Below are 25,116 nucleotides of genomic sequence, written 5' to 3' on the forward strand. Positions count from 1 at the left end.
ATGCCCGGTACCAGAAAGCTCGGTAGGACCACCGACAGCCGCAAGGCTATGATGCGCGCCATGGTCACCTACCTGTTAGAGAATGGCAAGATCGAGACCACTGTTACCCGTGCCAAGGACGTTCGTTCCATGGCCGAGAAGATGATCACCCTGGGTAAGAGCAGTGACCTGCACACCAAGCGCCAGGTTTACGGCTACATCACCAAGGAAGATGTGGCAAAGAAGCTGTTTGACGAGATCAGCCCCAAGTACGCTGACCGCAACGGCGGCTACACCCGCATCGTGAAGATTGGCGTCCGCCGCGGCGATGCCGCCGAGATGGCAATCCTCGAGCTGGTCTAATCTTAGATAAAGCGTATGGCCCCTGTCCGCAAGGACGGGGGCTTTTTTGCGTCCCGGGGCCGCTGTCCATCCTCAGAACGGCACGCCGGACCGGGCCTGCATCCCGGGTCCTGCGCCCCGGCTGCCGCCCGGTCTGCTTTTTGGGAGGAGGGGGCGGATTTTGGCGCGGGAGGGGGACGGCGGCGATTTTCTCAAAGCCAAGCTAGAAATCGTCACAATTCAATAGTATAATAAAAGAGCTTACTGCGGTGCGGCCACAGCCCGCCGCAACACCATGGAAAGGGGGAGCGTCCTTGAAGGCTTGGACAAGGCTGGCGGCGGTGGTCTGCGCCGCCGCGCTGCTGGCAGGGTGCGCCCTGCCGGGACAGGAGCGGACCTCAGTGGAGGAGCTGCTGCGTGCGCCCCGCCTGGAGGGCGACTACGGCGAGATTCAGGCGGCGCTGGACAGCTGGCTGGGCCAGAGCGCCCAGCTGAAATACCCCCTGAACGGGGATTTGCTGTCGCCCTTTCTCATGAGCGACTTTGACGGGGACAACGTCCAGGACGCGGCGGTCCTCTATACGGTGGCGGACACCACCAATATATGTCTGGCCATCCTCCAAAAAGACGAGACCGGCGCCTGGCAGGTGCAGGACGCCATCGAGGGCCTCACCGATACGGTGGACACCGTCCAGTTTGCCCGGCTGCAGGAGGGGGGCGCCAACCAGATTCTGGTGGGCTATACCGCCCAGCAGGAGGACAACTACCTGGCGGTCTATGACTATCAGGACGGGGAGATCGATTCGATTTTCGCCGAGCCCTATGACCAGTATATCATTGAGGACATCACCGGCACCGGCTATGAAGATCTGGTGCTGCTGGGTACCGACGAGCAGGGCAACGCCGAAATCAAGCTGCTGAGCTCGGACCGGAAGGGCGGCTTCCGTCAGGCCATGGTGTCGGGCCTGTCGCCGGACAAGTTCACCGGCTGCGCCTCCCTGGCCGCCGGCATGGGGGCCTATGGGGGCCAGTATCTGGTGCTGGACGGCTGGACCGGCGTGTCGGGCACCAATCTGGCCTCGGTGCTGCTGCGGTACAACGAACAGACCCAGCAGATGGAGCCGGCCCGCCAGGTGAGCGCCGACGCCCTCTATGAGGCGTCGCTGCGGAACGTGCCCGACCTCACCAGCCGGGACCTGGACAAGGACGGAGTGGTGGAGATTCCCACCCAGCCCGAGGGCGCGGGCCTCATCAACATCAGCCAGGGCCGACGGATGGACTTCATCCTCTGGATGGATTACACCAGCGCCCAGCCCCGCAAGAGCTTCGGCATTCTGGATGAGGAGCTGAGCTTTTATCTGGAGCTGCCCATGGAATGGTACGGCAGCCTGCTGCTCACCGACGGCCCGGGGGAAAATGAAGTGGAGCTGCGGAGCCAGGACGGCCAGCAGCTGTATTTGACCATACGGATTACCGATATATCCGACCGAACCTCGGGCTGGACCCGGCTGGGCGTGGTGTCCAACCAGCTGGTGCAGGCGCAGTTCGGCCCCGATACCGTGGTGGCAGACCCGCTGTACCGGCTGTCCCGCTCGTTCTATATCCTGTAAGGAGGCTAAACCATGGTAAAAGTGCTAGTTGTAGAGGACGAGACCAGCATCCGCGAGATGATCGCCCTGAACCTGCGCCGCACCGGCCTGGAAGTGCTGGAGGCCGGCAGCGCCGAGGAAGGCCTGACCCTGCTGGAACAGGCCCCCGACTGCAGCGCCGCCATTCTGGATGTGATGCTGCCGGGGATGAATGGCTTTTCCCTCTGTGAGACCATCCGCCGCACCAACCAGAAAATCGGCATCATCATCCTCAGCGCCAAGGGCCAGGAACAGGATAAAATCCGGGGCCTGTCCATCGGCGCCGACGACTATATGACCAAGCCCTTCTCGGTCAGCGAACTGCTGGCCCGCGTGGAAGCTCTTTGCCGCCGTGTGGGCCGCAGCAGCGGCGGGGAAAAGGGCAGCGCCCCCACCGCCATGGTCAGCGGGGAATTCATCCTGGACGAAAACCGCCGCCTTCTGCTGAAGGCCGGCAAGCCCATCGAGCTGACCCAGGTGGAGTTCCAGATTATGGAGCTGTTTTTCCGCAGCCCCGGCACCGCCCTCAGCCGGGAAAAGATCCTCAAGGGGGTCTGGGGTGAGAATTACTTCGGGGATGTGAAGATTGTGGACGTCAATATCCGCCGCCTGCGGATGAAAATTGAGGACGAGCCCTCCAGCCCCACCCACATCATGACGGTGTGGGGCTATGGCTACCGCTGGGAGGAGTGACGCAGCCTGCATGCTGAAGCGCCATAAACGGATCAAGCGCCCCGGGGGCCCCGGCACCGGCCTGCGCAGCGGCATCACCCGCCGCTGGGCCCGGGGCAGCCTGCTGGTCACCATCCTGCTGGTGATGGTGATCGAGGGAATGTTCCTCTACAGCACCGTCCACGGCTACTACGACGGGGTGGAACAGAGTATGTACCGGAGGTTTTCCTCCATCAGCGGCCAGCTCAAGGTCTACAGCGGCGATACCTTCCAGCGGACCGCCGCCAGCCGCAGCCTGGCTCTGCGCCGGATGGTGGAACAGTTCTCCGACAAGGATAAATACGAATTCATGCTGCTGGACGGCCAGGGCAACGTCATCGCCAGCACCAGCGGCACCAGCGCCGCCGGCATCATCGTGAACGAGGACTTTGAGGAGGCCCAGACCGATCCCGACGGCTACGGCACCGCCGTTTACACCACCTCCACCGGAGAACTGGTCATGTCGGTGTGCTGTCTGGTGCCCTATGCCGCCGAGGAGATCGTGGCCATGCGCCTGGTCACCAGCCTGGCTTTGGTGCGGCGCCAGATTGACAATGCTTTCTGGCTCAGCATCCTGGTGTCGGCGGCGGCGGTGGGCTTCACCATCGCCTCGGGCCTGTATTTTGTCCGCAGTATTGTGGCGCCCCTGGGCCAGGTGGAGCGGGCCGCCGCGGATATCGCCCGGGGCGACCTGAGCGTCCGCCTGCCCGAGACCAACCCGCCCCGGGACGAGATGGACCGGCTGCGGGGCAGCATCAACCGGATGGCCCAGGGTCTGGCCGAGACCGAGAAGATGAAAAACGAGTTCATCTCCTCGGTGTCCCATGAGCTGCGCACCCCCTTGACCTCCATCCGGGGGTGGGTGGAAACCCTGGAAAGCCTGGACGACCCCGAGGACGACAACTACCGCAAGGGGCTGGAAATCATCCACAGCGAGACCGGCCGCCTGTACAACATGGTGGAGGAGCTGCTGGATTTCAGCCGGCTGCAAAATGGCGGCATCCATATGGAGTGCCGCCCGCTGGACCTGGTGGCCGAGCTCACCGACGCCCTGCTGTTCTGTGAGCCCCGGATGCTCCAGGAGGGGCTGGAGCTGAATTACACCGAGCCGGAGGAGATGATCCCCGTCTACGCAGACCCCGACCGGCTGCGGCAGGTGTTCATCAATATTCTGGACAACGCCATCAAATATTCGGCCCCCGGCGGACGGATCACGGTCAAGCTGTGGACGGGAGAGTATAAGGCCTTTATTGAGATCATCGACCAGGGCCGGGGCATTCCCCCCGAGGACCTGGGCAGCGTCAAGGCCAAGTTTGTGAAAGGACGCAACGCGGTGCGGGGCAGCGGCATCGGGCTGGCTCTGGTGGATTCCATCATGACCGCCCTGGACGGCACCCTGGACCTGCGCAGCACCCTGGGCCGCGGCACCGTCGTGACCCTGGGTCTGCCGCTGTATAAAATATAAGAGGCTCCGGCCCGGCGGGCCGGCTTCAGCCTAGAAACAGGAGTAACAAGACCAATGAACCATCAAACCAAAAAAGAATGCTTCAAGACCAGCGTGGGCGGCCAGGCATTGATGGAAGGCATCATGATGCGGGGCCCCAAGCTGATCTGCTGCGCCGTCCGCAAGCCGGACGGAGAGATCGACACCAAGATTGATCCGGTGCCCGCCCGCAAGACCTGGATGAAAATTCCCATCCTGCGGGGCGCCGTCTCCATGATTGAGAGCCTGGTGGTGGGCTACCGGTACATGATGTATTCCGCCCAGGTGAGCATGGGGGACGACTACGAGGAGGAAGAGGAAACCGCTTTTGAAAAGTGGGTGGGGGAGCATCTGGGCGAAAAGGCCGAGAAAATTCTTCTGACCGGCGCCGCCGTCGTGGGCGGCCTGGGCGCGATTCTGCTCTTCACCGTCCTGCCTACCCTGGTGGTGGCGGGCATCGGCCACTTTGTGGAGCTGGGCCGCTGGCCCCGGGTCATCATTGAGGGCGTCCTCAAGGTGGCCATCTTCCTGACCTACATGGCCCTGATTTCCCGGATGAAGGAGATCGAGCGGGTGTTCCGCTACCACGGCGCCGAGCACAAGACCATCGCCTGCTATGAGGCAGGGGACGAGCTGACGGTGGAGAACGTCCGCAAATACACCCGGTTCCATCCCCGCTGCGGCACCAGCTTTTTGATCCTGGTGGTGATTGTCAGCGTGTTCCTGTACAGCGTCCTGCCCTGGAGCAATGCTGGCCTGCGTGTGGTGCTGAAACTGCTGCTGCTGCCCCTGGTCATGGGCATCAGCTATGAGCTGCTGAAATGGTGCGGCCGGTCGGACAGCCTGCTGAGCCATCTGGTGCGTCAGCCGGGCCTGTGGGTCCAGCGGCTCACCGTCTTTGAGCCGGATGACTCCATGATCGAGGTGGCCATCGAGGCGGTCAAGCCGGTGCTGCCCGAAAAGCCCGAGGAGGGCCGCTGGTGACCGCCGGCATGACCCCGCGCCAGGCCCTGGCTGAGGTCCAGGCGCGGCTGGAGGCCGCCGGATGCCCTGACGCCGACTTTGACGCCCGGGAACTGTTCCGGCTGGCGGCAGGGCGGGACCCCCGCCTCTCGGACCGCCCCCTCAGCCCCGAGGAGACCGACCGCCTGGAAAAGGTCACCGCCCGGCGGGCCGCCCGGGAACCCTTGCAGTACATCTGCGGCCGATGGCCCTTTTTGAATTTTGAACTGGCGGTGGGGCCGGGGGTTCTCTGTCCCCGGGCCGACACCGAAGTGGTGGCCGAAGCGGCGGTCCAGATGCTGGCCGGCGTGGCCCGGCCCAAGGTGCTGGATCTCTGCGCCGGCACCGGCTGTCTGGGTCTGGGGGTGAAAGCCCTTCGCCCCGACGCCCAGGTCACCTGCCTGGAAAAGAGCCCCGAGGCCCTGCATTATCTCCGGCAGAATGCCCGCTGTGCCCTGGCGGGGCCGGATACCGCCCCCGGCGGCATGGAGGACCTGCTGGAGCCGGACGCCTTCGCGGAGGAGGCTCTGTATGCCTCTCTGGGCTTCAGCAGTCCGACGCCGGCGGCGGTCCAGGTGGAGGAAGGGGACCTGTTCACCTACTGGGAGACCCTGCCTCAGGGAGAGCTGGACCTGATCGTCTCCAATCCGCCCTACCTCACCGCCGATGAGATGACTGCCCTCCAGCCCGAAACCGCCCGAGAGCCCGCCATGGCTCTGGCCGCAGGGGAGGATGGACTGGACTTTTACCGGGCTTTGGCGGACCATTACCGGGCAGCTTTGCGCCCCGGCGGGGCGCTGGTGCTGGAAATCGGCTGGCAGCAGCGCCAGGCCGTGTCCGACCTGCTGGCCCAGGCAGGCTGGCATGACATCGCCTGCCGCCAGGACTACAACGGCAACGACCGCTGTATCACAGCCCGGGCCTGACGGAACCGTTTTTCTGGAAGAAATTCACAACTTACTGTTGTAATCCTCCTGATTTGTGGTATACTATAGGAGAACACAATTCTTATTGAAAAACCAGTAAAGGAGCATCAGGGTATGGCAAAAAATCAGAATACCGCAGTGGCTTCGGCCGTCAAGAAAACAGAGCCCGACGCAAAGAAAGAGGCGTTGACCACAGCGCTTGCCCAGATTGAAAAACAGTTTGGCAAGGGCGCCATCATGAAGCTGGGCGACAGCGCCGCCCTGCAGGTGGAGGCCATCTCCACCGGCAGTCTGGGCCTGGACCTGGCTCTGGGCGTGGGCGGCGTGCCCCGCGGCCGTATCATTGAGATTTACGGACCCGAATCCAGCGGCAAGACCACGCTGGCCCTCCACATTCTGGCCGAGGCCCAGAAGAAGGGCGGCGAGGTGGCCTTCATCGACGTCGAGCACGCCCTGGACCCCAACTATGCGGCGGCCCTGGGTGTGGACATCAACAGCCTTCTGGTCAGCCAGCCCGACACCGGCGAGCAGGCCATGGAGATCTGTGAGGCCCTGGTCCGGTCGGGCGCCATTGACGCCGTCATCATCGACTCGGTGGCCGCCATGGTTCCCCGGGCCGAAATCGAGGGCGAGATGGGCGACAGCCATGTGGGCCTGCAGGCCCGCCTCATGAGCCAGGCCATGCGCAAGCTGACCTCGGTCATCGGCAAGACCAACACCGTCTGTGTCTTTATCAACCAGCTGCGCGAGAAGGTGGGCGTCATGTACGGCAACCCCGAGGTCACCACCGGCGGCCGGGCACTGAAGTACTACGCCTCGGTCCGCATCGATGTGCGCCGCGTGGAGGGCCTGAAGGACTCTTCCGGCCAGTTCATCGGCAACCACACCCGGGCCAAGGTGGTCAAGAACAAGGTGGCCCCTCCCTTCCGTGAGGCCGAGTTTGATATCATGTTCGGCCAGGGCATCTCCAAGATGAGCGAGCTGGTGGACGTGGGCGTCAAACTGGGCATTGTCCAGAAGAGCGGCGCCTGGTTCAACTATGGGGATATCCGCCTGGGTCAGGGCCGCGACAACGCCAAGCAGTTCCTGGCCGATAACCCCGAGATTGCCAACGACATTGAGAGCCAGATCCGCGCCAATGCCGATAAACTCTACTCCACCGGCCGCCGCGGCGCCCTGGCCAAGGGCAGCGCCGCCGTGGCCGCCCAGGAGGCCAAACCCGCCGCCGTCAAGGACGATAAGGACGCCGGCCCGGTGGTGAAGGCTCCGGCCCCCAGCAGCGAGAGCGAGCTGGACATCATGGTGGAGGACTAATCCATGGCCTGGCAGCGCAAAAAGCCCAAGGAACTGTCGGAAGATCCCAGTGAAGCCCGCACCCGGGCCCTGGCCATGCTGGCCGGGCGGGACTATGCCTCGGCGGAACTGTACGAAAAACTCTGCGCCCGCTTCACCCCCGAGGCCGCTGCCGCGGCGGTGGCCGGGCTGGTGGAGGCGGGTTTGCTGGATGACGCGCGGTACGCCGCCGTCAAGGCCGGCAGCCTGCAGCGGGCCCGGAAAAGCCGTCTGGCGGCCGCCATGGCCCTGCGAAACAAAGGCCTCACCGACAGCCAGATTGACGCCGCCCTGGAGGCCGCCTACGCCCCCGACGAGGAGGGCGGCGACCCCGAGCTGGAGGCCGCGCTGGCCCTGGTGAAGGGGACCTATCGGGCCAAGCTGGCCGCAGGCCGGCGGGACCTGGTGGCGGCAGCTTTGGCGCGGCGTGGATTTCCCCACCGGGTCATCCGGCAGGCGCTGGATTTTGACCCCGAAACATCGACCTGAAAGCAAACCAGACAAGAAAGACGAGCGACTTTTATGAAAATTGCCTGTGTATCCCTGGGCTGTCCCAAAAACCAGGTGGACCTGGACGGGATGGTCTACACCCTGCTGGCCGCAGGGCATGAGACGGTGGCGGACATCGCCGAAGCCGATATGGTGTTGGTCAACACCTGCGGCTTCATCGAGAGCGCTAAAACCGAGGCCATTGAGAATATTCTGGAGGCCTGCAGCTGCAAGCAGCAGAACCCCAACCTGAAAGTGGTGGTGACCGGCTGCCTGGCCGAGCGCTACCGCAGCCAGATCCGCACCGAAATCCCCGAGGTGGACGCGGTGGTGGGCTGTGCTTCCAACCGGGTCATCGATCAGATTGCGGCCCGGGTGGCGGGCGGCGAGCAGCTGGAGACCTACGGCCCCAAGCGGGACTTCCCCCTGGGGGGCAAGCGCGTCATCGGCACCCCGGCCCATTACGCCTACTTAAAGATTGCAGAGGGCTGCAACAACCGCTGCCACTATTGCGCCATCCCCCTGATTCGTGGCCCGCTCCAGAGCCGCGACATGGACGACTGCGTGGCCGAGGCCCAGTGGCTGGCCAGCGAGGGGGTCAAGGAGCTGATTGTGGTGGCCCAGGACCCCACCGCCTACGGCGAGGACTGGGGCAAGCCCGGCAGCATCTGCACCCTGCTGGACCGGCTCAACGCCATTGAGGGCATCGAGTGGATTCGCATTCTCTACGCCTATCCCGAGCGGATCACCGACGACTTCATCGCTGCCATGCAGCGGAACCAGAAGGTCCTGCCCTATCTGGACCTGCCCATCCAGCACTGCAACGACCAGATTCTCCACAATATGAACCGCCGCTCCACCCGGTCCGAGCTGCTGGACGTCATCGCCCGCCTGCGGGCGGCCATCCCCGGCATCACCCTGCGGACCACCCTCATCGCCGGTTTCCCCGGCGAGACCGAGGAGCAGTTCGAGGAGCTGTGCGAGTTTGTCAAGGAGGTTCAGTTTGACCGCCTGGGCTGCTTTGCCTACTCCGCCGAGGAGAACACCAAAGCCGCCTCCATGGAGGGCCAGCTGGACGAGGAGACCAAGACCCGCCGCGCCGAGATTGTGATGGACATTCAGACTGGCATCATGGCCCGCAAGCAGGCCGAAAAGGTGGGCCAGACCCTGCGGGTGATCTGCGACGGCCTGGACGACGAGAGCGGCCTGTATCTCTGCCGCACCGCCGCCGACGCCCCCGAGATCGACGGCGCCGTCTGCGTCGCCAGCGAGGAACCCCTGTATCCCGGCGAATTCTACGACATCCAGGTGGAGGAGAGCGATCTCTACGACCTGTATGGCCGGGTGGCCGAGGATACTACCGACGGGAATGCGTAAAAGCAGAATGCCGCTGCGTAAAATGGAACGGCGGTTTGGATGCAATACAAAGCGTCATAAACAAAAACAATAAGACGTTTTGGAGTATAAGAGGAGGAATCTTCGATGAACTTGCCCAATAAACTGACCCTGGCCCGCATCCTTCTGGTGCCGGTGTTCATGGTGTTTGCTTCCCTGACCCAGTACGGCGCGGCGGGCTATCAGCCCATGTGGTACCTGGCCGCCGGCGTGGTCTTTGCCCTGGCCAGCTTCACCGACTATCTGGACGGCCATCTGGCCCGCAAGTGGGGGATGATTACCGATTTCGGCAAGTTTGCCGACCCTCTGGCGGATAAGCTGCTGACCACCGTGGCCTTCCTGTATATGATGCGGGACGGCGTCTGTTCGCCGGTGGTGCTGTCCATCATTCTGGCCCGTGAGTTTGCCGTGTCCGGCCTGCGGATGGTGGCTGCCGGCGCCAAGGACGGCAAGGTGATCGCCGCCAACATGTGGGGCAAGGTGAAAACGGTGCTCCAGATGCTCAGCATCATCTTCTATTACTTCGCCGCCGCTCTGGCCGGCCCCACCAACGAAGGGGTCGTGATGATGGTGAGCGTGGCGCTGTGCTGGCTGGTGGCTGCAGTCACCGCCATTTCGGGCATCAAGTACCTGGTGGATAACCGCCACTTCATCAACACCGCAAAGTAATTGCTTCCGCGCCGTTCTCTGCCGTCCTCCGGGCCGGCGGGGCGGCGCGGTGTCACACATCAAAATCTGCGCACAGGGCGGGCTGAAAAGGCCCGCTCTTGGCGCATCTGGAGACACACGCCCGGGGACCTGGCTTCGGGGTGAGGCGGGACCGGTCCGGTATGTCCCAGAGGTTAGGAGGGAACTGTATGCACACGAGCCGCCTGCAAAAACTGCTGTCCATTCTGGCGAACCTGTCCATCGTCTGGATGGAGCTGAAGGCCATCCCCTTGAGCTGGAGCGGCGTACATGAGGAAATGTTTCTGTTTTATACCGAGCTGTCCAACCTGTTCGCCATGGGGGTTTGCCTGGTGACGGCGGTCTGCCAGATGGGATGTCTGGTCACCGGCCGGGAACTGCCCCTGTGGGTCCGCACCCTCAAGTACGTTGCCACCAGCTGCCTGATGATGACATTCCTGACGGTGGTGTTTGTGCTGGCCCCCATCTACGGCCCCGACGGACATTATGTCCTGCTACTGACCAGCTCGATGCTGTACAACCACTTCCTCAACCCGGTGGTGGCCTTTCTCTCCTTTGTGCTGCTGGAGCGCAGCAGCCCCATGCCCCGCCAGACCGTCCGCCGCGCCATGATTCCCACCCTGCTGTATGGCAGCGTGGCTCTGGCGGCCAACGTTGCCAAACTGTATAAAGGGCCGTACCCGTTCCTCTGTGTTTATGACCAGCCCCTCTGGGCATCCTGTGTGTGGGCGGTGGTGATCCTGGGAGGAAATTACCTGATTGCCCTGATGGTCTGGAAGCTGGCCGGCGGCCGCCGCCCGGCTTGACGGGGCCTGTGCTTTTGGGTACAATAAAAGAACAGAACGAACGCCCGCCCAGGGCAGCAAGAAAAGACGGAGGTTGCGAGCAATGGCACGGAAAATTGGTATTTTGGGTGCAGGCACCTGGGGAATCGCGCTGGCGCGGATGCTGTCGGTGAGCGGCAGCGATGTGCTGGTCTGGTCCGCTATCCCGAAGGAGATCGACGACCTCGCCCAGACGAGGGTTCACCCCAACCTGCCGGGGATGGTTCTGCCCCAGTCGCTCCGCTTCACCAAGGATCTGGAGGAAGTGTGCAACGGCCAGGATATTCTGGTCTTTGCGGTGCCCTCGGTGTTTGTCCGATCCACGGCGGCCAAGGCCCGGCCCTTCATCCGGTATGGCCAGCTGATTGTGGATGTGGCCAAGGGCATCGAGCCCGAGACCCTGTTCACCATGACCGAGGTTCTGGCCGATGAGCTGGCCAAAGAGGACGGCCCCCGGGGCTTCCGGCTGGTGGCCCTGTCCGGCCCCACCCACGCCGAAGAAGTGGCGCTGGATCTGCCCACCACCATTGTTTCGGCCTCGGCCGACACCGAGGCGGCTTCCATTGTGCAGGACGCCTTCACCAACAAGTGCATGCGGGTGTACACCAACCCCGATATCAAGGGTGTGGAGCTGTGCGGCGCCCTCAAGAACGTCATCGCGCTGGGCGTGGGCATTTCCACCGGCCTGGGCTATGGCGATAATACCCGCGCCGCCCTCATCACCCGCGGCATCACCGAGATTGCCCGTCTGGGCACCGCCATGGGCTGCAATATCCACACCTTTGCGGGCCTGGCCGGCATCGGCGACCTGATCGTCACCGCCACCAGCCAGCACAGCCGGAACAACCGGGCTGGCCAGCTGATTGGCCAGGGCCGAACCCCCGAGCAGGCGGTCAAGGAAGTGGGCATGGTGGTGGAAGGCATGAACGCCCTGCCGGCCGCCATCGAGTTGAGCGAGCGCTACCAGGTGGATATGCCCATCGTCCGGGCCGTGAACGCCGTGGTGAACCAGGGGATGAACCCCGCCGACGCCGTCAACGCCCTGATGACCCGGGACCCCAAGGGCGAACTGACCTTCTGAGAAGATTCGGCATCATGCAAGCGGCACTGTCCTGCGGGATGGTGCCGCTTTTGGTTTGGAGCTCTTGACAAAAACACCACTTGTGTGGTAGGTTGAACCCACAGGCGGCAGAGCGGGCGGCGATGGCCGCCCGCTCTGCCGGCCGGAAACACAGCGGAGGAAACCCTTATGAATGAGATTTTCAGCCGGGCCAGCGTCCGGCAGTTTGAGCCCCGTCCGGTGGAACAGGAGAAGGTGGAACAGCTTCTGCGGGCCGCCATGGCGGCCCCCTCGGCCCGAAACCAGCAGCCCTGGGAGTTTTACGCCGTCACCAACCGGGAAACCCTGGATGCCCTGGCCGCGTGCAGCCTCTATGCCCTGAGCCTGAAAGGCGCGCCGCTGGGGATTGTGATTTGCTGCCGCCGCAACTGCAGCCGGCCCGAATACGCCCAGATCGACTGTTCCGCCGCCGCAGAAAACATTCTGCTGGAGGCGGTGTCCCAGGGGCTGGGCGCGGTGTGGCTGGGCATTGCCCCCATCGAGATGCGGATGGAGGCCACCGCCCAGGCCCTGAACCTGCCGGAGGACCTGTATGTCTTTGCCATCATCGCCTGCGGCTATCCCGCTGTGGAGCCGAAGCCCCAGGACCGCTATGACCCGGCCCGGGTCCACTGGCTGACCTGAGACTGTTTCAAAACACAAGCGCCCCCGCCCTGTGCCGGCCAAATCCGGAAACAACCGGATGCCAGCCCCAGGCGGGGGCGCTTTTTGGGATGCCGCAAAGAGGAAAGAGGGAGAATGAAATCCAAAGGAGCCGTGCAGAGTCCAGCCCCCAAGGATACCGGTTGGAACCCCGCCCGGCGGGAAAACCTGTGCCGCCCGGCGGGGCCTTGGCTCAATACAGCTGGGTGATGATCTGGACACAGCGGTCAATGCCCAGGGTGCCGCTGTTGAGGGTCAGGTCGTAGTTTTGGGCGTGGCCCCACTTCATGTCGGTGTAGAACCGGTGGTAGGCGGCCCGGCGCTTGTCCTTGTCCCGGATGCGCTGCTGGGGGGATTCCTCCCGCTCGCCGTACACCCGGACAATCCGGTCGGCCCGGAATGCCGGGTCGGCGTGGATGAACACCCGCAGACAGTCGGCGGTGTCCCGCAGAATGTAGTCGGCGCAGCGGCCCACAATCACACAGGGGCCCTTCTGGGCCAGCTCGGTGATGATCTTGTACTGGATTTTCCAGAGGTAGTCGGCGTTGCTGTGGCCCTGGGGATGATGGGCGAAGGCAGAGGCCAGAAAGCCGCCGGTGGAGTCCTCTGCCGCGTCCTGGACGTAGCTCTCGTGGAAGCCGCTCTCGGCGGCGATTTTCTGGATCAGTTCCTGATCGTAGCAGGGGATGCCCAGGGCTTCCGCCGTCTTTTTGCCGATGGTGCGGCCGCCGCTGCCAAATTCACGGCTGATGGTGATGACTCGGTTTTTCATGTTGCGATGTGCTCCTTTCATGGGATGGGGGACAGGCTCAGGCAGCGGCCTCGGCCTTTTTCAGCAGGCTGCGCTCGTACAGCAGCAGGCCCAGCGAGAGAAGGAAGGCCAGACCGTCCGCCACGGGGCCGGTCCACAGAACGCCTGTGACGCCCAGAAACCGGGGAAGGATCAGGGCTGCAGGGACAAAGAAGATGATCTGACGGGCCAGGGACAGGATGGCCGACTTGATGGGTTTGCCCACCGCCTGGAGGTAGACCGCCACCACCGTCTGGAAGCCGGTCAGGGGGCACAGCAGCAGGAAGATGCGGAAGGCCATGACGGCGAACTCGTTGTACAGCCCTTCCTCCGAGCCAAACAGGGAGACGATGGTCATGGGGGTGAACTGGAAGATCAGGAAGGCGACAATGGAGACGATCTCGGACAGGACAAAGGCGATGTCCAGGGCCTTTTTGACCCGGGTGTAGTTTTTGGCGCCGTAGTTGTAGCCCAGAATCGGCTGGGTGCCCACCGAGATGCCCACCAGAATGGAAATCAGAATCTGGTTCACCTTCATGACGATGCCGGTGGCGGTCAGAGGGATTTCGGAGCCATAGACCGATTGGGCGCCGTAGGAGGCCAGCAGGTTGTTGGTCAGGGCCATGACGATGGTGATGGCGAACTGGGTGATAAAGCTGCTGACGCCGAAGCTGAGGATGCTGCCGCAGGTGCGGCCCTTCAGCCGGAACGAGGCAGCCTGGAACCGCAGGGACTTGAACCGGGGCAGATAGGCCACCGACACAATAAAGGAGGCTACCTGGCCCATGACGGTGGCGATGGCCGCGCCCTGGACCCCCATGTGGAAGACAAAGATAAAGACCGGGTCAAAGATGGTGTTGATGATGGCGCCCAGAGCCATCGAGAACATGGCGTACTTGGGGCTGCCGTCGGCGCGGACCATGGAGTTGATGGCGCCGGGAATCATCATGAAGGGCAGGCCGGCGCCGATGATCCAGCCGTACTGGAGAGCGCAGGGCCGCAGCACGTCGGTGGCGCCGAACAGGTTCAGGATGGGGTTGATGAACACCAGAAAGACCGCGGCCAGGATGATGCTGACCGCCGTCACCAGGACGATGGCGTTGCCCATGCCCTTGCGGGCGTTTTCAAGGTCGCCTTCGCCCAGCTTCAGGCTCAGATAGGCGGCGCCGCCGTCGCCGATCATCAGGGACAGGGACAGGGACAGGGCCACAATGGTGATGGGGAACACCACGTTGGTGGCGCCGTTGCCCAGATAGCCCACGCCCCAGCCAATGAAAATCTGGTCCACAATGTTGTACAGGGAGTTCACCAGCAGCGAGATGACGCAGGGGATGGCGAACTTGGCGATCAGCCGGCCAATGGGCTCGGTGGCGAAGGGGCTTTGATTTTGGGGTGTCGTTTGTTCCATTTCTCATACTCTCCTTTGACTATATAAGTAACTGGTTACCTATCTGGGCAAAAAGGAGGCAGTGTGCGGGGAAGACTCCACCGCACACCGCCCGGGAAGGCGTCTGGGGTTATTCGGCGTCGATGTTCTGGAGAATCCGGTCGGCCAGGGCGTTGAAGGCCGCCTTTTCGCTGTCGGTCAGGTCCCGGCACAGCTCGGCAAAGACTTCCGCGTCCTGCTCCAGAATCATCTTGTGGATGCCGGCGGACTGGTCGGTACAGGTGATTTTCTTGTACCGGCGGTCCTGGGCGCTGGGGGTGCAGGAGATCAGGCCCTTGCTCTCCAGGCGCTGGAGCATTTTGGTCATGGCCGGGTGGGTGACGTGTTCCAGCCGTTCCAGATCGTTCTGGTGGATTTCGGCCGCACCGGCGGCCTCCAGCCGGCTGATGGAACCCAGCACCCGCAGCTGAACCGAGGTCAGCCCCATGGCGGCGGCTTTTTCGTCCAGCTTCTTGCGGAAAGCCCGGTTGATGATGGCGATTTTCAGACCAAAAGGCATCATAGTCCGTTTTGTCCCACCTCTCGTAAATAGGTAACCAATTACATATTATAAACCCTTTGCGGCGTTTGTCAAGGCCGCAGGGGTCAGATGAACATTTCCTGTTCGCGGGTGCGCTCGTCGGCGGACAGGTCGGCGATGGCGGTGCGGGCCGCCGCGGCCCGCCACTGGGCCGGGGTCTGTCCGGTCTCCTTTTTAAAGACCCGGCACAGGTAGTTGGCCCCCGAAAAGCCGCAGAGGCTGGCCACCACGTCCAAGCTGTATTCCCGGTGCAGCAGCAGCTTCATGGCGGCTTCAATCCGCACCCCGGTGAGATAGCGTCCCGGCGGCATCCCCACTGCCGCCGTAAACACCCGGATCAGATGACTTTTGGAGACGCCCAGCCGCTCGCTCAGCTCCTCCACGCCGTAGAGGCCGGCGTAGTTTTGGCGGATGTCCTCAATGGCCGCCGCGGCCAGCGGGGGCAGGGGAGGGGCGGCGCTGTCGGCGGTGGCCAGCTCGCACAGCAGGGTGAAGACCTGCTGGCTCACCGACCGGCTGGAACCGGCTTCCTCTCCGGCCAGACGGCCCATCAGCTCGGCGGCGCCGGGGCAGGTCTCGCCCCGGGCGGAAAAGGGCTGTTCCGGCAGGCCGGCCAGCATCTGGGCCGGGGCCGAGCCGGTCAGCATCAGACAGAGAAAATGACACTCGCCCGACGGCGTCAGCACCAGGGGACCGCGGCTCAGAATCAGGCCGCCGGCTTCCACCGGCTTGGGGGGAAGCGGGGGCAGAGAGCCCGACAGATCCCCCATGGCGGCGGTGCAGCTGCCGCTGGACAGCAGACAGACCCACAGCCCTTCGCCGGACAGGATCAGGGGGGCGTCGGTCTGTTCGTCCCGTACGGCAGCCAGGGCGGCGGTGGATTCCCAATGATAAATCAATATCCGACACCTCTAATCAATAAAATGCTATATCATATCACAAAAATATCTGCTATTATAGTACCAGCAAGTGAGAGCCCCGTCAAGGGCCATCCAAGAACGTTTGAAACACCGTCCATTGTATATAGGAGGCAACACCATGGCTTCGATTAGCTGCCAGCACATCTACAAGATTTACCCGGGCGCTACCGCCCCGTCCGTCACCGACTTCAACCTCGAGATCCAGGACAAAGAGTTCATCATCTTCGTCGGTCCCTCGGGCTGCGGCAAGTCCACCACCCTGCGCATGATCGCCGGCCTGGAGGAGATCTCCAAGGGCGAGATGTACATCGGCGGCCGCCTGATCAACGACGTTCCTCCCAAGGATCGTGATATCGCCATGGTGTTCCAGAGCTACGCTCTGTACCCCCACATGACCGTTTACAAGAACATCGCTTTCGGCCTGGAGCTGCGCAAGACCCCGAAGGATGAGATCGACAAGCGCGTCCACGAGGCCGCTAAGATCCTGGAGATCGAGCACCTGCTGGACCGCAAGCCCAAGGCTCTGTCGGGTGGTCAGCGTCAGCGTGTCGCCCTGGGCCGCGCCATGGTCCGTAACCCGGCCGTCTTCCTGCTGGACGAGCCCCTGTCCAACCTGGATGCTAAGCTGCGTACCAGCATGCGCACCGAGATCATCAAGCTGCACAAGAAGCTGGCTACCACCTTCATCTACGTTACCCACGACCAGACCGAGGCTATGACCATGGGCGACCGCATCGTCGTCATGAAGGATGGTATCATCCAGCAGGTCGATACCCCGCAGAACCTGTACGATTACCCCTGCAACACCTTCGTCGCAGGCTTCATCGGCAGCCCCCAGATGAACTTCCTGGACGGCACCGTCACCAAGAAGGGCGACCAGTACGGCATCGACCTGGGCGGCGACATCGTTCCCCTGCCCAAGGACAAGACCGCTGACGGCAAGCTGGACGCTTATGTCGGCAAGAAGGTCAAGATGGGCATCCGTCCCGAGGACATCGACGACGAGCCCGAGTTTATGGCAAAGCACACCGACTGCCAGCTGAACGCTGAGGTCGAGGTTTCCGAAATGATGGGCGCCGAGATTTACCTGTACCTGGACTACAAGGGCAACAAGATGACCGCTCGTGTGTCCCCCACCTCCAAGGCTCGCCATGGCGATACCGTCCGCGTTGCCTTCGATCCTCGCAAGGTCCATGTCTTCGACGTGGAGACCGAGCTGACCGTCCTGAACTAAGACGGCCCTGGCCCCGCCTGCGCGGGACCCACTGAATCTGTCATAGATCCCCTCATCATAGAGACGTAAGCTTCTCCTAACGCAGAAAGCCGCTGGCACGTTGTGCCGGCGGCTTTCTGTGTCTGCGGAAATATTCTGCATATACCCCCCTGCTCCTCTGTGGAAGCAGGGGTTTTCTCTTGATGGATAAATCTGTGTCTTAAGAGCCCCACTGGGGCGATCCCGCAGGGATGGGGGAATTGCCCGCCGCCGTTTGGCGGCCGCAGAGGGAGATGAAAATTTCCATCTGGGGCGTGATCCACTTGTCCTTGTGGCAAAAGAGCTGCCGCCGCATCTCGATGCGGCAGTCCGCCACCTCCAGCGGCACTGCTCGCCCCGTCAGACAGGTTTCCACCATGTACCGGGGCAGAAAACTCAGCCCCAGCCCCTGCTCCACCATCCGGCACAACAGGGCGGCGTCTCCCAACTCCAGATAAGGCCGCAGCGCCAGCTGCCGGGCCGCCAGCAGCTGTTCCAGGGCTTCGCGGTAACTCATGCCCCGCTCGGTGAGAAGAAATTCCTGCCCCGCCAGATCGGCCAGGATCAGGTCGTGCCGTCCCGCCAAAGGATGCCCGGCCGGCGCCAGAAAACAACAGGGCTCCGGCTCGTCCAGAAACACCCGGTTGGAGGGATTGGTCAGGGGCAGGTCAAAGGTGTAGGCCAGGTCGGCCCGGTTGGAGGAAAGCAGATCCTGCATGGTCTGGGTGTTGGAGGTGATGAAACTCACCTCCACCCGGGGACACAGGGCGTGGAACTGTTCCAGCAGCGGGGGCATCAGGGCGCTGCACAGGCTGTCCGCAATGGCCACCCGCAGGGTGCCGTGGGCCTCGGGGGTGGGCTGCAGGGCCGCTTTGGCCTGCTGGGCGGTGGTCAGCAGGGTGCGGGCGTATTGCAGAAAGGTCTGGCCCGCGTCGGTGAGACGGACCGACTTGGCCACCCGGTCAAACAGCGGCACCCCTAGCTCCTCCTCCAGGAGGGCAATCTGGCTGGATACCGCCGACTGGGAATACCCCAGCTCCCGGGCTGCCCGGGAAAAGCTGTGAAGCTCGGCCACATGAAGAAAGGTATTGATGTTGCGCAGTTCCATGGCTCACTCCCTGGTGATCTGGCGGACGGTGAGAACCCCTTCCGCCACCGTGAAATGGACTTCAAACCCCGCAAACCGCATCCCGTATACCCGTTCGGGATCGTTCTGGTAGGAGGGGCGGGGATCGTTTTCCAGCACGCCGGCCAGAGCCTCCCACTGGGCGGGGGACAGCATGGCCCGCAGCTCCGCGGGACAGTCCACCGCCAGGTGATAGGTCCGGGTCTGGGCGGTGTAGCCCTCGGCGGCGTCGGGATGGCTGTCCACATAGGGAATATAAGGCTTGATGTCGTAGATGGGGGTGCCGTCCAGCAGGTCGGCCCCCCGCACCCACACCACCGGCCCCAGGACGGGGTCCTGCTGGACGGTTTCCAGCCGGACGCAGGACAGCCCGATGGGATTGGGCCGGAACGGGGACCGGGTGGCAAACACCCCTACCCGGGTGTTGCCGCCCAGCCGGGGCGGCCGAACGGTGGGGGACCACTTGTCCCGGACCGCCTGGGTGAACTGCCACAGCAGCCAGACGTGGCTGAACTGTTCCAGCCCGCGGAAGGCGCTGGGGTCCCGGTATTCCGGCTCAAAGACGATGCGGGCCCGCAGCGCGTCCACCAGGCCGCTCTGGCGGGGAATCCCGAATTTATCGGCGAAATCGCTCTCGATGTGGGCGATGGGATGGAGGACAAAATCCTGGTCTGCCATCGAAACACCTCCTTATAAGCTGCGGCAAAGGCCCACGGCCTTGCCCTCGATTTGAATTTCGGCCAGCTGGGGCCCGGCATAGATCATGGGCGGGCAGACGGCGGCGTTGTCGGCCAGCAGCATGACGGTATCCCCCTGGCGGTGGAAATGTTTGAGGGTCGCTTCATCCCCGATGCGCACCGCCGCAATCTCGCCCTGTTCCACCTCGGGCTGGAGCCGGATGCAGACAATATCCCCGTCCCGGATGGTGGGGGACATGCTGTCCCCGTGGCAGGTGAGGGCAAAGTCGGCGTGCCAGTCGGCGGGGACGCCGATATAACGCTCGATGTTCTGTTCGGCGGTGATGGGGGTGCCGCAGGCGATGGACCCCACCAGGGGCACCTGGGTCATCCGGGGCAGGGGCTCAAAGCCGGCGGGGACCGGGACGGCCTCCGCCTCCAGACCCAGCAGCCAGGCAGTGGTGGTCTCGAGGGCGGCTGCAAAGTCCTCGAGCTTGTTCTGGGGGATGTCGTTGATCCCCTTTTCGATCTTGGTGATGGAAGATTTGGACCGATAGCCCATCCGGGCGGCCAGCTCTTCCTGGCTCATGCCCAGCTCCTCCCGCCTCTGGCGGATGCGGACCGACAGGACCGACATGGGAATGCCTCCTTTTGTTTGCAGGGTGAACGATGGGTTTTGCACCCTGAGTATACCATAAAATTGCATTTAAATCAACTTTTTCAGAGAAATACCCAATAGATGTTGACAATAAATCACCTTTATGGTAGACTTGCAAGTAGATCGATAATCAACCCAACAACTTGAGAAGGAGGCACAGAATGATTGATCGTGAACGACTGAATCAGAGGGTCCAGGTCAGCGGCTACAAGCGGAAGTATCTGGCCCGGGCCATGCGGATGAGCGACAGCTCGCTGCGGAACAAACTGGAGGGAAAAAGCGAGTTCAAGCTGAGCGAAGCCCAGCGGCTGAGCGTTCTTCTGGGCCTCAGCCCGGAGGAACAGACCCGGTGTTTCTGGTACTTGAAGTAGATTGAAAATCATCTGAAATGGGAGGGGATTCATGACTGTTGAAGATCGACAGAAGTGCCGCGCGGCGCTGTGGCACTGGAAACTGATTGAGCGCCAGACCGATCCCCGGAACCTCAGCTGGGCCCAGGCGCTGCGCCGCACCGCGGCCTATTATGAGCGCAGGGACCCCATCCGGGCGGGCATCCTGAAGGAGCGCTACCGCCGCCACCGGACCGAGGAACAGGTACTGGAAGAACTGCACATTGGCCGTACCACCTATCAAAAGGCCAATACCGACCTGATGAGCACCCTGGCGGTATACGCCGCCCAAGAAGGGGCGCTGTAGGCCGGGTGCAGCCAACAGAAAAGCCCCCGCCGACGGCGCAGGGGCCGGGCAGGGGCTTGTGGTGTCAGGTCTGAGGGGGATCTTTGTCCGTTGTCCGGGGGGATTCGCAGCGCTGGTGGCAGGAGGCGCAGTTGCCGCCGCAGCCTTCGCCCTTCCAGCCGCCATTTTTGGAGATCCAGACCACCGCCAGGGCAAACAGAACGATCAGAACCACCAGGGTGATGATCCCGCGCACCGTCAGCATAGAAACAACCTCTTTTCTGTGTGAGATGGAGCAAACCGCCCGAATTCCGCCGGCCAGGGCCTGCGGAGCGGTTCGGATGGCTTCTAGTATACACGATTTTGACCCCGGGGGCAATGCCTGACCCCAAAAAACACCGACTGAACGTCGCTTTGCGGAACAGGAAAAATTTTTGGACCAAAATGTAAAAAAGGGCTTGCAATTTTTCGGCCTTCATGCTATAATATGCCTGTTCCGATTCGGAGGATTAGCTCAGCTGGTTAGAGCACCTGCATCACACGCAGGGGGTCTGGGGTTCGAGTCCCTAATTCTCCACCAAACAAGGCGTATCCGAACCCAATCCTCTACGGGGAAGGGTTCGGGTACGTTTTTTCTTTGTCTGAAGTGCTGCATCGCGGGAGCAGGACAACCACAACTGCATAAAACCATAAAAGGCAGAGCGCCCGGTAAGGGTGCTCTGCCTTTTTGCTGCGGATCATGATCCGGCGCGATCCGTTGATCCGTTTCTGCGTTTATGGCCCACTTTTTATCTGCCCCAGCGGCAGCCATAGCTCGCAGCGGAAAGGCGGCCCGGCATAGAAACTGGCCTGCCCGCTGTGGGCCGCGGCGATCTGGGCCACCAGCCGCAGGCCGGTGCCGTGGGAGGCCCCGCCGTCCGGCTCCAGAGGGTGGTCGGGCCCTGCCGGGGCGGGAGCGTCCGCCGTAGCTCCACCCTCCACCCAGAGGACCAGCCCGCCCTGCCGAGCCCGAGCCCCCAGCCGGATGGAACAGCCGGGGACGTTATGGCGCACACAGTTGGTGAGCAGGTTGTTCACCGCTCGCCGCAGCAGGAAGGGGTCCGCCTCGACGGCGGGCAGGGGCTTGGCGGGAAGGTCAATCTCGAAAGGGAAGCCCTCGGCCATGCCGCCGTTGAGAAAATCGGCGGCAGTCTGCCGGAGAAAGCTGTCGGGGTGGACCGTCTCTTTGCGCAGGGGCTGCATGGCACAGTCCAGCCGCATGGTCAGGTTCAGGTCGTTGACCAGGTCCCGGATGGCCTGGCTCTGGGTGCGGATGATGGCCGCCTGTTTTTGGCGGGTGGGGGAGAGATCCGGCGCTTCCTCCAGCTGCGCAGCGTACCCCATCACCACCGATAGAGGGGTGCGGATGTCGTGGGAGACGCCGTTGATCCACTCGGAACGGGCGGCGTCCCGCGCCTGCTGGGCCTGCCGGAACCAGTGCCGTGCTGCCCGATAGGACAGCCCCAGCACACACCCCAGCGCCAGCAGAAAGATGCCTCCAAACCAAAAAGGCGTTTGCAGCAGGGTCCGGATGTCCATAGCGATATCGTGCTTCCAGAGGCTGCCCTTGGGGGAGCCCACCACCAGCAACCCGTCCTCCCGCACCCAGCACTGCACCGGGTAATCCTGAAGATACCAGCGGGTAAAGGCGGCCACATCGGCAACTGTGTATTGTTCCGGCACCTCCTGCGGTTTGCGGAAAGACCAGACCACCTGCCCCTGCTGGTCCAGCAGCATGGCCCAGCAGCCTGTTTCCAACAGTTCCTCGCCCTTGAACCGGTACTCTGTCCCGTCCCGGTCCAGTGCATCCGACACCTGCTGAATGGGAACGCCCCAATCCCGGCCCCCGCTGCTATTGTAGTAAATAAAGGCCAGAAATCCCACTACCGTTACCAGGGCGATGAGAGCCGCCGAGACGGTCATCAGCAGGGTCCCTTTCAAAAAGCTGCGCAGATTCATCTCTCTCCCTCCCGTTTCAGGCGGTAACCCAATCCCCGCACCGTCAGCAGATAGCGTGGGTGGGAGGGGTCTGCCTCCACCTTTTCCCGCAGGCGGCGGATGTGCACCATCAGCGTGTTCTCATAGCCCACCAGCGGCCCGTCCCAAAGGGCCTCGCACAAGGCGTCTGTGGTGACGATGTTGCCCCGGGCATCCCACAGCGTTTTCAGAAGGGTGAACTCCTTGGCTGTCAGGGCGGTCTGAGCGCCGCCCCGGCGGACGGTTCCCTTGCCCCAGTCGATCTCCGTATCGCCTAGACGGGAGACCTGGAGCTGTTCCCGGTAGACCCGCCGCAGCACCGAGCGCAGCCGCAGCAGCAGTTCCTGGGGCAGAAAAGGCTTGGTGATGTAGTCGTCCGCCCCCAGGCCCAGCCCCTTCAGCCGGTCCTCATCCTCATCCCGGGCGGAAAGGAACAGCACCGGCAGATCCCGGACCGCCTGCATTTTTCCCAGCAGGGAAAAGCCGTCCCCGTCCGGTAGCATCACGTCCAGCAGCACGGCGTCCGGCGGGGCGGCCCGCAGCCGTTCGAGGGCCTGGGCGCAGGACAGGGCGCTGTCCGTCTCATAGCCTGCGCCGGACAAAATCTCCCCCACCAGCTGCTGCAATGCAGGCTCGTCATCCACGATCAAAATGCGGTAGGCCATGGCACAGCCTCCTTTCCCGACTGCTTCCATTATAAAAAGGAGCCGGCCCTTCGTCCAGCGGCCGGGCTCAAAATCAAGGTAAACGTAAGGTAGCCTTCATGGGCAGGTAAGGCGGCAGTGGTAAGATGGTGCCATGAAGGAGGTCTTGCTATGGAGATCATTGAGACACACGGCCTGTGCAAGCGGTACGGGGACGCCATGCGGGTGTCCCACCTGGATCTGCGGGTGCCGGAGGGCTGTGTCTATGGCTTTTTGGGGCCCAACGGGGCGGGCAAATCCACCACCCTGAAAATGATCCTGGGTCTGGTGCATCCCACCGCGGGCAGCATCCAGGTACTGGGCAAAACGATGGACAGCGCCAACCGCCTGGACATCCTCCGGCAGGTGGGCAGCCTGATCGAAAGCCCCAGCTATTATGGCCACCTGACCGGGGAGGAAAACCTGCGGGTGGTGCAGTCCCTGCGGGGCGTGCCGGAGAAGAACATTCGGGAGGTGCTGCAGATCGTCCGCTTGGACGGCCAGCGGGATAAGTTGGCCGGCCATTATTCTCTGGGCATGAAGCAACGGCTGGGCATCGCCGCCGCCCTGCTGGGCTACCCCAAAGTATTGATCCTGGATGAGCCCACCAATGGCCTGGACCCGGCAGGTATCCAGGAGATGCGGGAGCTGATCTGCGACCTGCCCCGGCGGTTCGGGATGACGGTGGTGGTGTCCAGCCACCTGCTGAGCGAGATCGACCAGATGGCCGACCATGTGGGCATCATCCGGGAGGGGGAGCTGGTGTTTCAGGACACCCTGGAGACCCTGCACAGCCGCAGCACCCACCATCTGGCCCTGCGCACCACCAATGACCCGGTGGCGCAGGCTTTGCTGCGGGACCGGGGCCTGCCCTGTCAGGAGGAGGACGGCTATCTGATCCTGCCCATCCTGCCCGACGGGGAGACGGCCCGGCTGACCGGCTTTTTGGCCGAAAACCGGCTGGGCATCCTCCGGCTGGAGGAGCGGCAGAAAAGTCTGGAGGACATCTTTTTGGAACTGACCGGAAAGGCGGCGAGCCTATGAACCTGCTCAGGCTGGAATTTTTCAAGTGCCGGCGACGGCACATCGTCCTGGTCTGCGCTGCGGTGTTGGGGGTGGAACTGTTCTGGTTCGGGGCCTTCCTCACCCGGCAGGATGCGGAGGACCTGGCCTGGGGGTGGATGCTGCTGCTCTACAATTTGGCCCTCATCGACGCCATCATCCTGCCCCTCAGCGTAGCGGTGCTGGCCAGCCGCAGCTGCGAGCTGGAGCACAAGGGCGGTACCTGGAAGCTGCTGGAAACTATGGCAAACCCAGGAAAGCTGTATGCCGCCAAGCTGGCCTGGGGCGCTCTGGTGCTGGGCGCTCTGTTGGTGGTCCGCACCGGCATTTTTGCAGCCATGGGGATGGCCCTCCATTTTCCCGGGACGGTCCCCTGGGTGCGGTTTGGGGTGTTCACCCTCATCTCCTGGGCGGTGTCCATGATGGTCTACGCTTTGCAGCAGGGGCTGTCTTTGTACTACGCCAACCAGGCGGCGGCCTTGGTATGCGGGGTCGCGGGCAGCTTTCTGGGGATCTTGTCCATGCTCTTTCCGCCGGCCCTGGTCCGCTTTGTGCCCTGGGGCTATTACGGGCTGCTGGCCCTGGTGCGGATGGACTGGAACGAGGCCACTCGTGTGACCCGCTTTTTCTGGAAGTGGCCTGCGCCCGCCGACCTCATTCTTCTCTGTGTGTGGGCCGCAGCCTTTCTGCTGGCGGGCCGGGCCCTGTTTGTGAAAAAGGAGGTGTGACC

The 25,116-nt window shown here is 62.9% G+C and carries 28 protein-coding genes and 1 tRNA gene; 19 read left to right on the plus strand and 10 right to left on the minus strand.

Features of this window, described 5'->3' with window-relative positions; translation table 11 throughout:
* The 13 genes from rplQ to B5G28_RS03545 all read left to right on the plus strand — a co-directional run bounded on the left by rplQ (position 1) and on the right by B5G28_RS03545 (position 12,542).
* Positions 1-342: a 50S ribosomal protein L17 gene (rplQ, locus tag B5G28_RS03485; RefSeq protein WP_087246341.1), complete on the plus strand. Its 342-nt coding sequence runs from the start codon at positions 1-3 to the stop codon at positions 340-342.
* A 293-nt stretch (positions 343-635) separates the two neighbouring features.
* Positions 636-1,931, plus strand: a complete 1,296-nt coding sequence (locus B5G28_RS03490) for a hypothetical protein (RefSeq protein ID WP_242962004.1) — start codon at positions 636-638, stop codon at positions 1,929-1,931.
* A 12-nt stretch (positions 1,932-1,943) separates the two neighbouring features.
* Positions 1,944-2,642, plus strand: a complete 699-nt coding sequence (locus B5G28_RS03495) for a response regulator transcription factor (protein ID WP_087246342.1) — start codon at positions 1,944-1,946, stop codon at positions 2,640-2,642.
* 61 nt (positions 2,643-2,703) lie between these two features.
* Positions 2,704-4,125 (plus strand): HAMP domain-containing sensor histidine kinase, encoded by a 1,422-nt coding sequence (locus tag B5G28_RS03500; RefSeq protein WP_087246372.1) that lies wholly within the window; start codon positions 2,704-2,706, stop codon positions 4,123-4,125.
* A 54-nt stretch (positions 4,126-4,179) separates the two neighbouring features.
* Positions 4,180-5,127 carry a DUF1385 domain-containing protein gene (locus tag B5G28_RS03505; protein ID WP_087246343.1) on the plus strand — a complete coding sequence of 316 codons (948 nt, stop codon included), beginning with the start codon at positions 4,180-4,182 and terminating at the stop codon, positions 5,125-5,127.
* On the plus strand, positions 5,121-6,071 hold the full coding sequence (locus B5G28_RS03510) for a HemK/PrmC family methyltransferase (protein ID WP_087246344.1): 951 nt from the start codon (positions 5,121-5,123) through the stop codon (positions 6,069-6,071). Before B5G28_RS03505 ends, B5G28_RS03510 begins: the two co-directional genes overlap by 7 nt.
* Before the next feature lie 114 nt (positions 6,072-6,185).
* The gene (gene recA / locus B5G28_RS03515; protein WP_087246345.1) at positions 6,186-7,385 is read left to right on the plus strand and encodes a recombinase RecA; all 1,200 of its coding nucleotides are present in this window, start codon (positions 6,186-6,188) and stop codon (positions 7,383-7,385) included.
* 3 nt (positions 7,386-7,388) lie between these two features.
* Positions 7,389-7,892 (plus strand): regulatory protein RecX, encoded by a 504-nt coding sequence (locus B5G28_RS03520; protein WP_087246346.1) that lies wholly within the window; start codon positions 7,389-7,391, stop codon positions 7,890-7,892.
* Positions 7,893-7,925: 33 nt separating this feature from the next.
* Positions 7,926-9,269: a 30S ribosomal protein S12 methylthiotransferase RimO gene (gene rimO, locus B5G28_RS03525; RefSeq protein WP_087246347.1), complete on the plus strand. Its 1,344-nt coding sequence runs from the start codon at positions 7,926-7,928 to the stop codon at positions 9,267-9,269.
* 105 nt (positions 9,270-9,374) lie between these two features.
* A complete protein-coding gene (gene pgsA / locus B5G28_RS03530) occupies positions 9,375-9,956 on the plus strand; it encodes a CDP-diacylglycerol--glycerol-3-phosphate 3-phosphatidyltransferase (RefSeq protein WP_087246348.1) in 582 nt (193 codons plus the stop codon).
* Between the two features lie 188 nt (positions 9,957-10,144).
* Positions 10,145-10,780, plus strand: a complete 636-nt coding sequence (locus tag B5G28_RS03535; RefSeq protein WP_087246349.1) for a hypothetical protein — start codon at positions 10,145-10,147, stop codon at positions 10,778-10,780.
* An 82-nt stretch (positions 10,781-10,862) separates the two neighbouring features.
* Entirely contained in the window at positions 10,863-11,879 is a 1,017-nt protein-coding gene (locus B5G28_RS03540) for an NAD(P)H-dependent glycerol-3-phosphate dehydrogenase (protein WP_087246350.1), read from the plus strand.
* A 168-nt stretch (positions 11,880-12,047) separates the two neighbouring features.
* Positions 12,048-12,542, plus strand: a complete 495-nt coding sequence (locus B5G28_RS03545) for a nitroreductase family protein (RefSeq protein WP_087246351.1) — start codon at positions 12,048-12,050, stop codon at positions 12,540-12,542.
* A gap of 211 nt (positions 12,543-12,753) precedes the next feature.
* Here B5G28_RS03545 and B5G28_RS03550 read toward each other — a convergent pair whose 3' ends face one another.
* The 4 genes from B5G28_RS03550 to B5G28_RS03565 all read right to left on the minus strand — a co-directional run bounded on the left by B5G28_RS03550 (position 12,754) and on the right by B5G28_RS03565 (position 16,216).
* Entirely contained in the window at positions 12,754-13,332 is a 579-nt protein-coding gene (locus tag B5G28_RS03550) for a cytidylate kinase-like family protein (RefSeq protein ID WP_087246352.1), read from the minus strand.
* A gap of 37 nt (positions 13,333-13,369) precedes the next feature.
* On the minus strand, positions 13,370-14,758 hold the full coding sequence (locus tag B5G28_RS03555; RefSeq protein WP_087246353.1) for an MATE family efflux transporter: 1,389 nt from the start codon (positions 14,756-14,758) through the stop codon (positions 13,370-13,372).
* A gap of 109 nt (positions 14,759-14,867) precedes the next feature.
* Positions 14,868-15,299 (minus strand): MarR family transcriptional regulator, encoded by a 432-nt coding sequence (locus B5G28_RS03560; RefSeq protein ID WP_087246354.1) that lies wholly within the window; start codon positions 15,297-15,299, stop codon positions 14,868-14,870.
* Positions 15,300-15,382: 83 nt separating this feature from the next.
* On the minus strand, positions 15,383-16,216 hold the full coding sequence (locus tag B5G28_RS03565) for an AraC family transcriptional regulator (RefSeq protein ID WP_087246355.1): 834 nt from the start codon (positions 16,214-16,216) through the stop codon (positions 15,383-15,385).
* 139 nt (positions 16,217-16,355) lie between these two features.
* On the opposite strand from B5G28_RS03565, the gene ugpC reads away from it, so the two are divergent.
* Complete coding sequence (gene ugpC, locus B5G28_RS03570) at positions 16,356-17,471, plus strand: sn-glycerol-3-phosphate ABC transporter ATP-binding protein UgpC (RefSeq protein ID WP_087246356.1); 1,116 nt, start codon at positions 16,356-16,358, stop codon at positions 17,469-17,471.
* Positions 17,472-17,670: 199 nt separating this feature from the next.
* Here ugpC and B5G28_RS03575 read toward each other — a convergent pair whose 3' ends face one another.
* The 3 genes from B5G28_RS03575 to B5G28_RS03585 are packed head-to-tail and all read right to left on the minus strand — an operon-like array spanning position 17,671 to position 19,929.
* The gene (locus B5G28_RS03575) at positions 17,671-18,597 is read right to left on the minus strand and encodes a LysR family transcriptional regulator (protein ID WP_087246357.1); all 927 of its coding nucleotides are present in this window, start codon (positions 18,595-18,597) and stop codon (positions 17,671-17,673) included.
* A 3-nt stretch (positions 18,598-18,600) separates the two neighbouring features.
* Positions 18,601-19,293 (minus strand): tRNA (N6-threonylcarbamoyladenosine(37)-N6)-methyltransferase TrmO, encoded by a 693-nt coding sequence (tsaA, locus tag B5G28_RS03580; protein ID WP_087246358.1) that lies wholly within the window; start codon positions 19,291-19,293, stop codon positions 18,601-18,603.
* 12 nt (positions 19,294-19,305) lie between these two features.
* Entirely contained in the window at positions 19,306-19,929 is a 624-nt protein-coding gene (locus B5G28_RS03585; protein WP_087246359.1) for an XRE family transcriptional regulator, read from the minus strand.
* Positions 19,930-20,111: 182 nt separating this feature from the next.
* Between B5G28_RS03585 and B5G28_RS03590 the strand changes: the two genes are divergently transcribed.
* Together B5G28_RS03590 and B5G28_RS03595 are read left to right on the plus strand one after the other, a co-directional pair.
* Positions 20,112-20,321, plus strand: coding sequence for a hypothetical protein (locus B5G28_RS03590; protein ID WP_087246360.1), 210 nt, complete (start codon positions 20,112-20,114; stop codon positions 20,319-20,321).
* Between the two features lie 31 nt (positions 20,322-20,352).
* Positions 20,353-20,646, plus strand: coding sequence for a SqdX protein (locus B5G28_RS03595; protein WP_204228804.1), 294 nt, complete (start codon positions 20,353-20,355; stop codon positions 20,644-20,646).
* 64 nt (positions 20,647-20,710) lie between these two features.
* On the opposite strand, the gene B5G28_RS03600 is transcribed toward B5G28_RS03595, so the two are convergent.
* On the minus strand, positions 20,711-20,890 hold the full coding sequence (locus B5G28_RS03600) for a FeoB-associated Cys-rich membrane protein (protein ID WP_087246361.1): 180 nt from the start codon (positions 20,888-20,890) through the stop codon (positions 20,711-20,713).
* Between the two features lie 238 nt (positions 20,891-21,128).
* Between B5G28_RS03600 and B5G28_RS03605 the strand changes: the two genes are divergently transcribed.
* Positions 21,129-21,205 (plus strand) — tRNA-Val (locus B5G28_RS03605).
* 194 nt (positions 21,206-21,399) lie between these two features.
* Here the strand turns inward: B5G28_RS03605 and B5G28_RS03610 are convergent.
* Complete coding sequence (locus tag B5G28_RS03610) at positions 21,400-22,623, minus strand: HAMP domain-containing sensor histidine kinase (protein ID WP_087246362.1); 1,224 nt, start codon at positions 22,621-22,623, stop codon at positions 21,400-21,402.
* Positions 22,620-23,306 (minus strand): response regulator transcription factor, encoded by a 687-nt coding sequence (locus tag B5G28_RS03615; protein ID WP_087246363.1) that lies wholly within the window; start codon positions 23,304-23,306, stop codon positions 22,620-22,622. Before B5G28_RS03615 ends, B5G28_RS03610 begins: the two co-directional genes overlap by 4 nt.
* Before the next feature lie 150 nt (positions 23,307-23,456).
* Here B5G28_RS03615 and B5G28_RS03620 point away from each other — a divergent pair, with 150 nt between their 5' ends.
* Together B5G28_RS03620 and B5G28_RS03625 are read left to right on the plus strand one after the other, a co-directional pair.
* Complete coding sequence (locus tag B5G28_RS03620) at positions 23,457-24,368, plus strand: ABC transporter ATP-binding protein (RefSeq protein ID WP_087246364.1); 912 nt, start codon at positions 23,457-23,459, stop codon at positions 24,366-24,368.
* Positions 24,365-25,114 (plus strand): ABC transporter permease, encoded by a 750-nt coding sequence (locus B5G28_RS03625; RefSeq protein ID WP_087246365.1) that lies wholly within the window; start codon positions 24,365-24,367, stop codon positions 25,112-25,114. The genes B5G28_RS03620 and B5G28_RS03625 overlap by 4 nt, the downstream gene beginning before the upstream one ends.
* Positions 25,115-25,116: the final 2 nt, after the last annotated feature.

The organism is Faecalibacterium sp. An77 (assembly GCF_002161315.1).
In the GTDB taxonomy this organism is placed as follows: Bacteria; Bacillota; Clostridia; order Oscillospirales; family Ruminococcaceae; genus Faecalibacterium.

Bases quoted from the DNA above. Each gene is read 5' to 3' on its own strand.
- B5G28_RS03585 (WP_087246359.1), bottom strand. From the start codon at position 19,929: ATGTCGGTCCTGTCGGTCCGCATCCGCCAGAGGCGGGAGGAGCTGGGC.
- B5G28_RS03575 (WP_087246357.1), bottom strand. From the start codon at position 18,597: ATGGAACTGCGCAACATCAATACCTTTCTTCATGTGGCCGAGCTTCAC.
- B5G28_RS03535 (WP_087246349.1), top strand. From the start codon at position 10,145: ATGCACACGAGCCGCCTGCAAAAACTGCTGTCCATTCTGGCGAACCTG.
- B5G28_RS03520 (WP_087246346.1), top strand. From the start codon at position 7,389: ATGGCCTGGCAGCGCAAAAAGCCCAAGGAACTGTCGGAAGATCCCAGT.
- B5G28_RS03625 (WP_087246365.1), top strand. From the start codon at position 24,365: ATGAACCTGCTCAGGCTGGAATTTTTCAAGTGCCGGCGACGGCACATC.
- B5G28_RS03560 (WP_087246354.1), bottom strand. From the start codon at position 15,299: ATGATGCCTTTTGGTCTGAAAATCGCCATCATCAACCGGGCTTTCCGC.
- B5G28_RS03620 (WP_087246364.1), top strand. From the start codon at position 23,457: ATGGAGATCATTGAGACACACGGCCTGTGCAAGCGGTACGGGGACGCC.
- tsaA (WP_087246358.1), bottom strand. From the start codon at position 19,293: ATGGCAGACCAGGATTTTGTCCTCCATCCCATCGCCCACATCGAGAGC.
- B5G28_RS03495 (WP_087246342.1), top strand. From the start codon at position 1,944: ATGGTAAAAGTGCTAGTTGTAGAGGACGAGACCAGCATCCGCGAGATG.
- B5G28_RS03545 (WP_087246351.1), top strand. From the start codon at position 12,048: ATGAATGAGATTTTCAGCCGGGCCAGCGTCCGGCAGTTTGAGCCCCGT.
- pgsA (WP_087246348.1), top strand. From the start codon at position 9,375: ATGAACTTGCCCAATAAACTGACCCTGGCCCGCATCCTTCTGGTGCCG.
- recA (WP_087246345.1), top strand. From the start codon at position 6,186: ATGGCAAAAAATCAGAATACCGCAGTGGCTTCGGCCGTCAAGAAAACA.
- B5G28_RS03540 (WP_087246350.1), top strand. From the start codon at position 10,863: ATGGCACGGAAAATTGGTATTTTGGGTGCAGGCACCTGGGGAATCGCG.
- B5G28_RS03610 (WP_087246362.1), bottom strand. From the start codon at position 22,623: ATGAATCTGCGCAGCTTTTTGAAAGGGACCCTGCTGATGACCGTCTCG.
- rimO (WP_087246347.1), top strand. From the start codon at position 7,926: ATGAAAATTGCCTGTGTATCCCTGGGCTGTCCCAAAAACCAGGTGGAC.
- B5G28_RS03550 (WP_087246352.1), bottom strand. From the start codon at position 13,332: ATGAAAAACCGAGTCATCACCATCAGCCGTGAATTTGGCAGCGGCGGC.
- B5G28_RS03600 (WP_087246361.1), bottom strand. From the start codon at position 20,890: ATGCTGACGGTGCGCGGGATCATCACCCTGGTGGTTCTGATCGTTCTG.
- B5G28_RS03595 (WP_204228804.1), top strand. From the start codon at position 20,353: ATGACTGTTGAAGATCGACAGAAGTGCCGCGCGGCGCTGTGGCACTGG.
- B5G28_RS03505 (WP_087246343.1), top strand. From the start codon at position 4,180: ATGAACCATCAAACCAAAAAAGAATGCTTCAAGACCAGCGTGGGCGGC.
- rplQ (WP_087246341.1), top strand. From the start codon at position 1: ATGCCCGGTACCAGAAAGCTCGGTAGGACCACCGACAGCCGCAAGGCT.
- B5G28_RS03615 (WP_087246363.1), bottom strand. From the start codon at position 23,306: ATGGCCTACCGCATTTTGATCGTGGATGACGAGCCTGCATTGCAGCAG.
- B5G28_RS03555 (WP_087246353.1), bottom strand. From the start codon at position 14,758: ATGGAACAAACGACACCCCAAAATCAAAGCCCCTTCGCCACCGAGCCC.
- B5G28_RS03590 (WP_087246360.1), top strand. From the start codon at position 20,112: ATGATTGATCGTGAACGACTGAATCAGAGGGTCCAGGTCAGCGGCTAC.
- ugpC (WP_087246356.1), top strand. From the start codon at position 16,356: ATGGCTTCGATTAGCTGCCAGCACATCTACAAGATTTACCCGGGCGCT.